Below are 13,356 nucleotides of genomic sequence, written 5' to 3'. Positions count from 1 at the left end.
AAACTAACAGCCCTGGCGGTAAACTTAAAGCGGATAGCCAAACTGGTATCCGCTTCAAAAGGGTTATCTTCGTTTATTTTGAGGTTTTTATTCTGTCGGTTACAGATTAACCTACCTGATGGGCTGTGGGTAGCCGCCAGGGCGGCTTAAAAGGGTTACTTTTTCAGTGGTCTCGGACGGTTCTCCTGACACTATATCGTTAAAGGCTTTTCAAGTTTAAATAGATTCAAAATAAGGAAACGCAGTTAGAACAAAAAATTATCTGCTTAACTCAATCGCTTTAGGAGGAATTTGCATGGCTACCTTTCAGGATTTTTTGAAATTGGATGTTAGGGTTGGAGAAATAATTCGGTTCGAGTTTTTTGAAAAAGCAAAAAATCCTGCCTATAAACTCTGGATTGATTTTGGTGATGAAATGGGTGTTAAGAAATCAAGTGCTCAAATTACTGAATGTTATAAAATGAAGGAACTAATAGGTAAGCAAGTTTTAGGGGTGGTAAACTTTCCACCAAGACAAATTGCAGATTTTATGTCAGAGGTATTAGCCCTAGGAACATATTCTACTCAGGGTGTAGTGTTGATTCAGCCAGAACAACGCGTTAAAAATGGGGACAAATTAGGTTAATAAGTATTTTGCAATAATAAGGATTATTATTGTAATAGTATTGGAGGAATAGTGTCAAGAGAACCGTCCCTCCGACACCCCTCCGACACCTCGTCTGATTTCAAGCTGTTTAAAAAAAAGAGCCAAATGGATGACGCCGTTCGCTACGGGAAATCATCCATTTGGCAGCAGTGCTGAGTGATTTAAATGCTGACCGTTTCAGGCTCCGGCAGCTTGCCGCGCCTGAAGCTGACCTCGGCTTTGCCGGTGTGAAGCTGCCACATATGCCAGAATACAAAGGGAATACATAATAATCCGTTAATCATTCCCCAATACTTGAGAACCTGGGGATTATTAACTGCCTGTGCGTTCATCAGAGCCGGGAAAAGGCCGGGCAGGCAAGCTCTGATCAGCAGATGGATGGCCAGGGTATAAGCCCGGGAAATTACATAAAGTTCCGGACGTTTCTTGATTATAGGATACAACTCGGCCGCCAGCAGAATACAGACGGTACTGAAGAAGAACACCGGGCTTTCAGCATAAACAAAACACATATTCCAGGTCGTATAGAGAAAGTTGTAAGCACCGGTGGTATAGGCGTGCAGATCCCCGTTTTCCTCGCTGGAAAACGTCCAATACTTATCGGCGAAAGGAATGGTTACGCATAGCAGAAAGCCGGCCAGGGCATTCCAGTAATTGCCCATGGTAGCATCTTTAATGGTGGCTTCGGCAATATTTAAAAACCATACCCCATAAAGCGTCCAACGCACCCAAGGCTTTCTAAGGCTCTCCCAAAAAGCTCCCGCTTTGGGCTCCAGATAGGCATAGCGGGCCAGACATAGAAAAATAATAGGGATCATAACGCTCAAAGTCTTGGCCCAACGGAACCAACCTTCCAAATTCCATAAAGGGAAACTGAACAGCATGGCAATCCAAAAGATTAGAGCAAACTTGGTGTTTTTTCTCATAAAACCGATAGCCAGAATAAGCATGACGATGTAGATTGTCATTGATAGGATATACTGCCACACAGGAATATCCATTACACATCCTCCTCATAGGTTTATAGAAAATTAAAAATCATCTCCAGAAGTGTATCTGCTTCGTTTCGTTATCCCTTATGGTAGAAGTTAGGCAACTTATACCAGGGGGGGTTGTTTTCACCTCCCAACGTACTACGGCAAATCTGGTTTTCATAATCGTTGGCTTTGTCCAGACAGATTTTAAAACATAACGAACGTTCGGTTTGCTTATAATATATCAAGATGATATGATGAAGTCAATAAATTATTAGGTGATTAGCAAGTCTAAGTTTGTGTTATTATATTTTTTGGTGGGGAAGGATTTTAGGAGGTATATAAAAGGTGAGCGATGGCAAAACAAAGGTGATCGAGGCAGCCCTCCATGTGATCAGCGAACTGGGGATAAACGGGGCTACGGTACGGGGGATTGCCGAAGAAGCCGGCATCAGCACGGGAGCCATATATCATTACTATCATTCCAAGGAAGATATCCTCTATGACATCTTTGATCAAGGTTTAACGGCTTCTAATCGAATCGCAGAGATATCCTTGAAAGGCGAAAAAAGCCGCCAAGAGATAACCGATGATATCTATGCCAGTATGGTAGAACGCTTTGGCAAATCGGCTGAAAACCGCCTGCAATTCTATTTGGCTCATGAAGCCATGCTGGGCAATACTGAACTGCAGAATAAATTTATTGAAAAATACAATGATTGGATTAGCCGGGTTGAAGATATTTTATTAAGCGCTTATCAAGCCCAGCCTCATCGGTTAAACCGGGCTCTGGCAGCCTGGTTGATCGCTGCGGTGGACGGCATCGTAATGCAGTTGATTTTAAACGTTGGGGCGGCCGAGGGGGACGATATCCTGGCGGTATTTGATTTGCTTTTGGAAGAAGGAATCCCGCATTTTCTCAAAATCATGCAGGATAGGTGTTGAATATGTGGCTCTTTACCTACGGCGTTTTACAGATTAAAATAAACACCCGCAAAGCCTACATTACCGATGTATGCGCCATTGCTGGGACTTTAGTAAGGTATTAAAGGCTATAAGATAATTTTCTTATAGCCTTTAACAATAGGATTGTCAATTTCTTTTATTTTGACTTAAAAACCGGTTCTCTTTTTTCGAAAAATGCTTTTATCGCTTCGTTTTGATCTTCAGTACCACAGCAATAAACTGTTTGAGCTTGCTCAAATAATAGCCCACCTGCTACACTACTATCCATGGCAGCATTTACACCTTTTTTCGCCATTTTAACCGCAATAGGTGGTTGGGCTGCTATTCTATTAGCTAAAGCCATGGCTTCATCCATTAATTTATCTTTTTCTACTACTATTTCTACTAATCCTATTCTAGCAGCTTCTTTAGCATCTATTTCATCACAGCTATATATTAAACGTTTAGCTTGTCCGGGACCAATTAGTTTCGGTAGTCTAGTTGTTCCACCCATATCTGGTGCTAAACCAAAACGGACTTCAGGTATAGAAATTTTAAGATTATCTGCCGCTATCCTAATATCACAAGCTAGTATTAATTCTACTCCTGAACCGTAACATACCCCTTGTACCGCAGCTATTACTGGTACAGGAAATGTTTCCCATCTGCTGTACACTGACTGAGCCCAAGGTACATTTTTCATAACAAATTGAGAATTAAAATCTTCTAGGGTATTTAAATCAATACCCGCAGTAAAATGTTTGCCAGCTCCAGTAATAATTACCGCACCTAAATCATCCATCGCTTCTATTTCATTCGCTGCCATCTCCAACTCTTTCCACACAGCAGGTCCTACAGTATTTAATTTTTCTGGACGATTTAAAGTAAGAATAGCTACTCTGCCTTTCTTCGAAATTAATATGCTTTCATATTGTGACATCTGATTACCTCCTATTTTTTTTATAATATAATTTCTAAATCACTAACCGGGTAAGCTGAACAAGCATGAACATAGCCATTATCTCGGTCAGATTTTCTTACATGGCCAGATAATTCAAAAACATTACCTCTTAATACTTTTACCCTACATAAACTACATTCCCCTGAACGGCAGCTGCTCGGAACTTGAATACCATTACGTTCCATAGCTACTACTAAAGGTTCCGTGGCTTTAGCCTTAATAGTCTGTGTTTTAACTCGACCGCCTATTACAGCTACTGTAAATTCACTATTTGCCGTCACATCATTTGGCCAAGCGGGAGCATTGACTATGTCACCTGCAAAATTATAAACTTCTCGCCTAATCCTTTTCCTAGGTATACTTAACTTGTCTAATTCGGGCAAACAAAATTCATACATAGCTACGGGGCCACAAATATAGAAAGTCTTGGTATTTATATCAGCTACATTTTCTTTAATTAAATCAGCATCAATTAAGCCTTTTAAACCTGCATAATTAGACGATAAATCTGAGATTACCAAGTTATATTTAAGATTATTGAATTTTTTAGCTTTTTCTAATAATTCTTCATGAAATATAGCGTCCTCAACCGAATTACTACCATAGAAAAGCTGAATACTACGTGCTAACCCTTTATCTATAACTTCCCTAATCATACTCATAAAAGGAGTGATACCTGTACCACCGGCTAAAAATACTAAATCTTCCCCATGGAATAAAGGATTGTAATAAAAATTGCCTGTTGGAGAACTAGATTCTAATATATCTCCGACCTTAACTTTATCTAATAGATAATCAGAAACAAAACCTTCTCTTATCCTTCCTACAGTAATGTCATAATAAGCAGTTTGGGCAGGGGAAGAAGAGATACTATATGGACGACTTGTTCTTACTCCATCAATATTTGCAAATAAATTAATATATTGACCAGCTAGAAAAGGAGGTAAACTATCAGTAGTAGAAACTAAGCGTAATGTTTTGACTTTACTAGTTTCCTCTATAATATCTGCTACCCTTAATTCAATTTTGCTAGGATGAATATAATTAACATACTCCATCCATTTTCCTTTTTCTAAACGATAATCTTGCCCATACTTACGGCAAATATCCATTTCTTTTAAAATATCAGTATAACCAGCAATATCTAATCTAAAATCTTTATTACTCAATTAGTTCACCCCCTGTTTTTTCATGTCCCTCATTAAAGCTCTAGCTGCAGTACCACCTGACATCAAGGTAGGTTGAAAACCACCTGAACCTGCCCAAGCACCAGCGGCAAACAAGCCTTTTATTACAGGTTTAGGGGGGATAAACATATTAGAATCTTTTGCATATTGATCAAAGCCATAAAAAGCACCCCCGGGGCTGCCTAAATACCGCATATGAGTAACAGGTGTAGCAACTTCAATTTCCTCAATATGCTCTCTAAAACCAGGATACTCATTTTCTATTCTTGCTAGTATTTGCTCAGCACATTTAAATTTAGTAGCCTGATAGTCAGCAGGTGGTATCCTTAGCCATGGTTCAGCATATTTTAAACATACTATAGCTATTTGTGTAGTACCTGCTGGAGACGCATCAGGATCTGATACATTATAACAAGTTAATAGGAAAGGATCTTTTTCTGTACTAACAAACCTAATAGTGCTATCCTGCTCATCTGGTTCTACGCTAGCATAAAAAAAGTTCGTTGTTTCATATATGCCTAATTTCTCTGCGGTACAATCTAAGCCAATAAACATAGTAAGAGCTGATACCCCTACTGTGCTTCCTTTTAAAATTTCATATTGTTGTTCTGGGACTTCCTGAGTATCTATTAATTCCGTATAAGTCATAACTGAGGAAGCATTAGAAATTACATAATTAACAGGAATAAAATCATCATCTGAAGTTCTCACACCTTTAACTTGTCCATGTTCTACCACTATTTCCTCAGCTTTACAATTAAATCTTATCTCTCCGCCATTTTCTAAAATTGTATTTACTAAGGCATTAGATAAAGCTTGTGAACCTCCTTTAAGGTGAAAAGGTTTCCATTCGATATAAGAATACATTAAGGCTGCATAATCAACAAAAGCTAAATTGCGAGTAGGTATGCCCATGTAAGACCAATAAGGACTTAATGCTAGTTTTAATAAAGGATTAGCAAAACATTCATCTAAAACGTCCTTTGTATTTTTATAAGCATATTCAAAATAAAGAGGATACTTTTCCCTAGATATATCAGGATCTTTCATAAAAAAAGCTTGTATTACTTGTTCAAAAAAGCCGTATAATAAATTAACATATTTTTCAATTCCAGCTTTTTCTTCGGGAAATTCAGTTTCTAAAACATTAATGAATTTTTCTTTATCTGCAGGTAAAGTAATATCTAACTTTTCAGGTAATATTACGCGATAGAGGTTCTCCATTTCCACCCATTCAAGTCCATCTACAACCCCTAAACTACTCAAAAATCCTCTAAGTGGTCCAGGTTTTTCCTTCGTTCCAAAACCACTTAATTGATGAAGAGCAGTTTCAAATTCAAATCTACCTCGGCAAAAACTTGTTGCACAACCTCCAGGTACGTTATGCTTTTCTAAGAGTAAAACTTTAACTCCTTTTTGGGCTAAACTGCTTGCTGCTGTTAAACCTCCATTACCTGCCCCTATAACAACTACATCATAGGTACTCATTAATTAAGCCTCCTTTACCGTTCCCCCCGACATCTCCGACAACCCCGCTTCAAAATTAGCTAACAAATAGATCTCTTGGTCGGTGTTATTTTTTACACCATGTTCCACTCCCGCTGGGGCAGCCACCACAGTGCCTGTGCTGTAGTCCACCCGCTGGCCATTTACCAATACACTGCCAGTACCACTGATTATATAAAAAACCTCTGTTACGTCATGGATGTGGGGCAGAATCTCTCCCCCGGGCACAATCTTTACATACATGTTTTTAAAACCAAAACCTTCGTTACCAGCAAGCATGCTATTGACAAACACTCCAGGGCTACTGGGGTGGGGTTTCCATTCCCCTTTTTCAATGTTAAATACCAATGTATTTTGCATCACTACGCCCCCTTTAAAAATAAACTAATATTCAATTATTACTTGTAAATATTTTTCGTCGTATTTATCATTATCCCTGCTAAGGTGCTTTTTATATAGTGACACTCATACTGTGCTTTGTCGACTTATTTACAGAGCATCAAACAATTGTATTCACGTAAAATATTCTTTTTACCATTGGTTTAATAATCCCGTTACTTAATTATTTGACATTAACCTATACCCAATACAGGTAGGGGGTATACAAAAGGAATTAATTGTGATAGCATAAAGATAATCTAAGAGTATCAGTCAATTTACTAATGGAATCTGAAACTTAATGAACAGTAAAAAGGAAATGATAGCCAGTCAAATGAATCCTGAATCGAACATGATTTGGGGCCAGTTAGGGGGATGGAAAGATGGGGGAAATTAATACAAGTGTAAAAAAAGAATTAAAAAACCGGTTCGATAAACGAGTGAATTTTGAAGAACTAGAACGTAAGATTTATACACATGACATGGGGGTAATGCCTTCGATGGTAAAGCCTCTGGTTGGGAACCCAGTCCCGGATGGGATTGTACAGCCGATCTCAGAAGAGGAATTGGTTCAACTGGTTCAGCTATCACAAAAAGAGAAAATCAATTTAACCCCGCGGGGGAAGGCTACATCTGGTTATGGCGGTGTCTTACCGGTAGAGGGTGGACTAGTTGTCGAGTTCAATCGTATGAATAAGATCATCGATATTAGCACGGATCAGCGTACGGCCACGGTTGAAGCCGGGGTGGTGTGGAAAGAGTTGGAGTATCATCTGAACCAGAGAGGTTTAACCCTGGCCCTTTATCCCACAAGTTTCCCTTCTTCCACGGTTGGAGGCTGGTTGGCCCAGGGTGGTGCCGGAATAGGCAGTTATGAGTTCGGCTATTTTTCGGATAATGTGGTATCTGCACGTGTAGTTTTGCCCAATGGAAATATCCGCGAATTCTCCGGACGCGAACTTGAACTGATCAGTGAGGCCAACGGAACGACCGGTCTTATCAGCCAGGTAGTCATTCGGGTGAAACCTTTACGTCCTATGCATGTCAATGCGATTGCCTTTGATACGGTGGAAAACATGGCAGGTTTTATGGAAGGTTTGTATCACCGTAAAGTTATGCTGTGGTCAGTCAGCTTCATTAATCCGGAAGCGGTTCGCATGAAAAACCAGTTACCTCCTCACCTGCATCATGGAAAACCTGTCGAGGATGATCACCGGGTGATTTTGCCGGAAAAATACATCGCGATCCTGTCCTGCACATCCGAGCGATGTGATCTGGTAATGGAAGATGTGATGGAACTGGCAGAAGTACATCAAGGCCAGTTCTTAGCCAATGAAATTGCTCAGCACGAATGGGAGGCTCGTTTTGAACCAATGCGGGCCAAGCGGATTGCACCCTCTCTGATTCCCAGTGAAGTCGTAGTTCCGGTTGAAAAGCTTGCTCAGGTGATCAAGGATACAGATAAAGAAATTAACCACCCCTTTATTCTGGAAGGCTTTGCAACCAACCGCCGGGAATTTGTCTTACTGGGTTTCATTCCTCACGACGAGAGAAAATTCAACTTTAATATGGCTTTCGGGCTTTCCTTAACAGCACTTAAAACCGCGCAAAAACATGGCGGTCGTCCTTATGCTACTGGTCTTTACTTTACTAGCCTGGCTGATGATGTACTGGGAAAGAATAGGGTTGAGGAACTGCGCCGTTTCAAGGGAGAAATCGATCCCGGGTTCATTATGAACCCAGGCAAGGTATTCGATAGAACCCTGGTAGCAGGTGGCTTAAAGATGGCTCGTGCTTTCGAACCGCTGGTTCGGGTTTTTGGCAATTGGGCCAAAGGCAAAGAAGCTGGAGAAGTATTTAAAGCCAGGAAGGGCATCCCGGGAGATATAGCTTGGTATGCCTATGCCTGCTCTCAATGCGGCTACTGTGTAGATCATTGTGACCAGTATTATGGACGCGGATGGGAATCCCAGTCGCCCCGCGGGAAGTGGACTTTTCTAAAGATGCTCCTGGAAGGTGAAGCAGAATGGGATCAAAAAGCGGTGACCAATTTCATGTCCTGCACCACCTGTGAGATGTGCAATCATACCTGCCAGCTTGATTTGCCCAATGAATCATCATGGCTAAAGCTTCGTGGTGAGTTGATTGACAAACGGGGTTATCATACCTTCCCGCCATTTGAGATCATGGTCAATACCATGCGGCAGCAGGGGAATATCTGGGGAAGTTATGCCAGGGACCGCGATGCCTGGATGACCGATGAAATCCGGGCCTATGTAAAAGATAAAGCGGATTATGCGTACTTTCCTGGATGTACAGCCTCTTTTGTAGAGCAGGATGTTGCTCAATCCACTGCACTGCTCTTGAAAGAAGCGGGAATCGAGTATAGCTATATAGGTAAAGAGGAACAGTGCTGCGGTATTCCGATGCTGGTTTCTGGACGCTGGGAAGTTTTTGATGAAACCGCGGCTAAAAACATCGAGAACATGAAAAAGACCGGAGCTACTACGATTGTTACTACCTGTCCGGCTTGCTGGTTAGTTTGGGAGATTTATTATCGTCACTGGGCAGAAGAACGTGGGATTGATTACCCCTTCCATGCCAAGCATTATGCTGATGTACTGGCAGAGCGAATTGATAACGGTCAGTTTACACTGCCGGGGGATATTGGCCGAAAGGTTACGTATCATGATCCCTGTCATATGGGAAGAGCAGGGGTTCGTTATGAAGGCCCGCGCACTCTGATCAATGCTATACCAGGCAGCAATTTCCGAGAGATGCGCTTCAATAAAGAAGAGGCCCATTGCTGCGGTGCGGTTTTAACCTTGGTTGCTGATCCGGATGTAGCCGAAGATATTGGTGCAACCCGTTTACAGGAGGCCATTGATACCGGTGCAGATACCTTGATCACTGCCTGTCCGTGCTGTCGTGTACAGCTTAAACGGTCTCGCGATCTTAGAGGACTACCGATAGAAATTAGAGATCTCTCTACTCTGGCTGCGGAATCACTGGGTTATGATATTCCTGAGTCTGATGCAGTGATTGACGAGAAATGGGGGGTATTTGAACAGATGATCAGGCTTATGACCCCGTGGGGCATGGCTGATCTGATGGCTGATATGATTCCGGATCTGATTGCTGCTATGCCAGACAAGTATAGCAGCATGATGAATATGGTTATAAAATCTCCGGATGTATTCAAAGAACCTATGATATCCATGATGACCAGTGTAATGCCATCACTTTTCCCGAAACTAATGCCAGATATCATGCCCAAAGTGATGCCTAGGATGCTGGAGAAGGTTGGTCAGGCTATTGACATGCCGGATTATTTAGAAGAACAGATGCCTGATTTGATGCCGAAGACAATGGAAGTCCTTATGCCTAAAATGCTGGGTGAAATCATTCCTTACTTTATGCCTCATATGGCAGATTACCTGCGGACATCTCAGAAGAGGGATTAGTAGCAAAGATGGCAGAGAGGAATACTTTGAAACTTAATAGCCGAGGCAACTGCCTCGGCTATTAAGTTCTTGCTTAGCCACTATAAAGTTTCAAACTTTTGGCTAGTCGGCTAGCCTACTATTGTACCAATAATAATAGCATTGCAATATTACCCAGTGATATACTGAGAAGGGGAAAAAAGCAAATACTTATCTATTATCTATTTCAATCTATTATAAATTCCTGGCGCAGCTGGAGCGGTCGGACTGGTCGGCTATAGCCTAGCCTTCAACAAGTGGGGAGCCCCCTGCCATTATTATACCCGCCTGGGGCTTTCCTGCCCGGAGACCCCGCCCGCTCCGGCTGAAATCAGAGCAGCCTCGCCGTTCCATACTCGATTCTTCAGGGGAGGTAGAAAAATGCGCATTGAAAAAGACCACCTGGGGCAGGAGGCTCTGCCGGACGATGTCTATTATGGCATCTCCACCGCCCGGGCTTTAAAACTGTTTGACGTTTCGGGATATCGCTGGCAGCGGGTTTTTATTCACAGCCTGGCCCTGGTAAAGCAGGCCGCCCTGCAGAGCTGCCACGAATTGGGTTATATAGAAGATGGCAAGGCCCTGGCCCTGCTGGCCGCGGTTGAAAAAGTTAAGGAGGGGGAATTTGATCATCAAATAGTAGTAGACCCCTTCCAGGGCGGAGCGGGCACAGCCACCAATCTAAATATAAATGAAGTCATCTGCAATGTAGCCTTGGAGATGCTGGGCTATGCTATCGGCCGTTATGACGTCATCCACCCGATTGACGATGTCAACCGTTTTCAATCGACCAATGACGTCATTCCCACTGCCGCGCGCCTGGCGGTTATGCTGGCCTTAAAGGAGCTGGAGAAAGCTATCCAGGAGATGCAGGAAGCCCTGCAAAGCAAGGAGCGCGAGTATGCTCGGATAGTAAAATCGGGGCGCACCCAGTACCAGGCGGCGGTACCAGTATCGCTGGGCATGGAATTTGGAGCCTGGGCCGAAGCCATAGCCAGGGACCGCTGGCGGGTTTTCAAGTCTCTGGAGCGGATCAAGGTTGTAAATATTGGGGGTACAGCGGTGGGCACCGGTATCACCGCCCCGCGACGATATATCTTCCGGGTCATTGAAAACCTGCGCAAACTGAGTGGGCTGAACATCGCCCGGGCCGAGAACCTGGTGGATGCCACCGCCAACCACGATGTTTTCTCCGAGGTCAGCGGAATATTGCGCGCTCATGCCGGCAATTTGATCAAGATCGGCAATGACCTGCGCTTCCTCTCCTCCGACAGCTGTGGAGAAATCATATTAAAGCCTTTAATCAGGGGGTCTTCCATAATGCCGGGCAAGATAAACCCGGTTATGCCTGAAATGATGGTACAAGTCGGGATCAAGGTATTGGGCAATGACGCCATAATAGCCCAGGCGGTCTCAGCCGGCCACCTGGAGCTAAACGCCTTCATCCCCCTTATCACTTACACCCTCCTGGAAAGCATCGGGCTGCTGACCAGGGTTACGGAAAAGGCCGCCAACCATTGCATTCCTTGGATAGAGGCTGATGAGCAGCGCATCCGGAGCAATTTTGAGCGCAGCAACGCCCTGCTCACCGCCTTGCTGCCGGCCCTGGGCTATTCCCGGGCCGAAGCCCTGGGAGAGCTCATGCGGGAAAAGAACCTTGATATATGGGCAGCGAACCAGAGTTTGAAGCTACTTGATGAAGGAACTCTGCGGGAACTCATGGTACCGGAAAACCTGTTAAAACTAGGGGAGGTGGAATAATGACAGCTATACATGACGGTTCATTAAATGAAACCAGTCGCGGCATGAGAACCGCCATCGCCTTTTTAGGACGTAGAAATGCGGGCAAATCGTCACTGATCAACGCCCTGGTAGGATACGATCTGGCCATCGTTTCCGATGTGGCAGGGACCACCACTGATCCGGTCAATAAAGCGGTGGAGATAAATCCTTTGGGCCCCTGCCTGGTTATTGACACCGCCGGAATCGATGACGAGGGTGAACTCGGGCAAAAGCGGATCAAGAAAACCCGGGAAGTGATCAGAGACAGCGATGTAGGGTTGATTATAGTGGGCGACGGGTGCTGGACGAATTTTGAAGAGGATATGCTAAAGGCTTTGGAGGAAAAAAACAAACCCGTAATCATAGTCCTGAATAAGAGCGATCTTTTTGATTACGGCCAACTTCAGGCCAGCCTGCGGGCTCAGGGGCGCGAAGTGCTCCTTACGACCGCTACTTCCAGTCTGGGTCTTAATGAATTAAAGGATAAGATACGCCAGTTGAAACAGGTGAGCAAGATCGATGAGCCTTCCATCGTTGGCGATATTATCAATCCAGGCGACCTGGTGGTCCTGGTGGTGCCCATCGACCTGGGAGCGCCTAAAGGGCGGCTTATCCTGCCCCAGGTTCAGACCATCCGCGATATACTGGATAATGACGCTGCCGCCCTGGTGGTCAAAGAAAGGGAATTGGCCGATACCCTGAACCGGCTGCGGGAGAAACCGGCCCTGGTAATAACCGATTCCCAGGTGGTTTTAAAGGTATCGGGAGACGTCCCCGATGATGTCCCTTTGACCACCTTTTCTACCGTCTTTACCCGTTTTAAAGGGGATCTCCGCACCATGGTGGAAGGGGTCAGACAGATTGACCGCTTAAAGCACGGCGACCGGGTTCTGATTGCGGAGGCCTGCACCCATCACGCCCTGGCCGATGATATCGGCCGGGTTAAAATCCCACGCTGGCTGCGGCAATACACCGGTAAGGATCTGGTGTTTGAAACTGCCGCCGGGCCCGGCTTTAACCAGGATATAGGGCGGTATCACATGATCATTCAATGCGGCGGCTGCACCATAACCCGGACAGCCTATCAAAATCGCATCGAAACCGCCCGGCGACAGGGGGTGCCCATAACCAATTACGGCATCGCCATATCCTATGTGCAGGGAGTCCTCAATCGCATCATAAAACCCTTTCCGGAGTTGAAAGACCTGGGGTAATTGATGTGAACAAGGTTGAGCCAACAATATATTATAAGCGAGAGACAGGCAAATCAGCGCGCTTTATTGTACGGGAAGGGTGTCAAGGGGACGGTTCGAGACCAGGTTACCAGGGTTTTATTATTTTTTTGATTGCAGATTATTTGCTCTTTAGCCTGCTTTTTTCACACGGCCTGCCGTCCCCATTATATATTGCCTCTTTCTGATTACCGAGTTTTTGGAACATTTAACCCCGGCAATCTTGCTATGCAGGCTAAGGTGTTTCCAATAGTAGATATTGA

Annotated in this window: 10 protein-coding genes; 5 read left to right on the top strand and 5 right to left on the bottom strand. The window is 44.0% G+C overall.

Translation table 11 applies throughout. From position 1 onward, the window contains the following. The first annotated feature begins 295 nt into the window (after positions 1-295). Complete coding sequence (locus AAV90_RS02830; RefSeq protein ID WP_046495641.1) at positions 296-625, top strand: tRNA-binding protein; 330 nt, start codon at positions 296-298, stop codon at positions 623-625. A 182-nt stretch (positions 626-807) separates the two neighbouring features. On the opposite strand, the gene AAV90_RS02825 is transcribed toward AAV90_RS02830, so the two are convergent. Further along, on the bottom strand, positions 808-1,647 hold the full coding sequence (locus tag AAV90_RS02825) for a hypothetical protein (RefSeq protein WP_046495639.1): 840 nt from the start codon (positions 1,645-1,647) through the stop codon (positions 808-810). A 321-nt stretch (positions 1,648-1,968) separates the two neighbouring features. Between AAV90_RS02825 and AAV90_RS02820 the strand changes: the two genes are divergently transcribed. Continuing rightward, positions 1,969-2,565, top strand: coding sequence for a TetR/AcrR family transcriptional regulator (locus AAV90_RS02820; RefSeq protein WP_046495636.1), 597 nt, complete (start codon positions 1,969-1,971; stop codon positions 2,563-2,565). Positions 2,566-2,722: 157 nt separating this feature from the next. Here the strand turns inward: AAV90_RS02820 and AAV90_RS02815 are convergent, their stop codons facing one another. Genes AAV90_RS02815 through AAV90_RS02800 form a run of 4 tightly spaced genes read right to left on the bottom strand, consistent with a single transcriptional unit; the run spans position 2,723 to position 6,579 of the window. Next, a complete protein-coding gene (locus AAV90_RS02815) occupies positions 2,723-3,505 on the bottom strand; it encodes an enoyl-CoA hydratase/isomerase family protein (protein WP_046495633.1) in 783 nt (260 codons plus the stop codon). A gap of 20 nt (positions 3,506-3,525) precedes the next feature. Further along, a complete protein-coding gene (locus AAV90_RS02810) occupies positions 3,526-4,695 on the bottom strand; it encodes a 2Fe-2S iron-sulfur cluster-binding protein (RefSeq protein WP_052729558.1) in 1,170 nt (389 codons plus the stop codon). Continuing rightward, on the bottom strand, positions 4,696-6,201 hold the full coding sequence (locus AAV90_RS02805; protein WP_046495631.1) for a phytoene desaturase family protein: 1,506 nt from the start codon (positions 6,199-6,201) through the stop codon (positions 4,696-4,698). A 3-nt stretch (positions 6,202-6,204) separates the two neighbouring features. Further along, positions 6,205-6,579, bottom strand: coding sequence for a cupin domain-containing protein (locus AAV90_RS02800; protein ID WP_052729557.1), 375 nt, complete (start codon positions 6,577-6,579; stop codon positions 6,205-6,207). Positions 6,580-6,980: 401 nt separating this feature from the next. On the opposite strand from AAV90_RS02800, the gene AAV90_RS02795 reads away from it, so the two are divergent. From AAV90_RS02795 to hydF, 3 genes are all read left to right on the top strand, one after another. Then, positions 6,981-10,061, top strand: coding sequence for an FAD-binding and (Fe-S)-binding domain-containing protein (locus AAV90_RS02795; RefSeq protein WP_046495629.1), 3,081 nt, complete (start codon positions 6,981-6,983; stop codon positions 10,059-10,061). A gap of 399 nt (positions 10,062-10,460) precedes the next feature. Next, positions 10,461-11,840 (top strand): aspartate ammonia-lyase, encoded by a 1,380-nt coding sequence (locus tag AAV90_RS02790; protein ID WP_046495626.1) that lies wholly within the window; start codon positions 10,461-10,463, stop codon positions 11,838-11,840. Continuing rightward, on the top strand, positions 11,840-13,075 hold the full coding sequence (gene hydF / locus AAV90_RS02785; protein ID WP_046495623.1) for a [FeFe] hydrogenase H-cluster maturation GTPase HydF: 1,236 nt from the start codon (positions 11,840-11,842) through the stop codon (positions 13,073-13,075). The genes AAV90_RS02790 and hydF overlap by 1 nt, the downstream gene beginning before the upstream one ends. Positions 13,076-13,356 lie beyond the last annotated feature (281 nt).

Source organism: Syntrophomonas zehnderi OL-4 (assembly GCF_000983115.1).
GTDB classification, from domain to species: domain Bacteria; phylum Bacillota; class Syntrophomonadia; order Syntrophomonadales; family Syntrophomonadaceae; genus Syntrophomonas_B; species Syntrophomonas_B zehnderi.
Note: the sequence above shows the minus strand (reverse complement) of the source record. Positions and strands in the feature narration are given on the sequence as shown.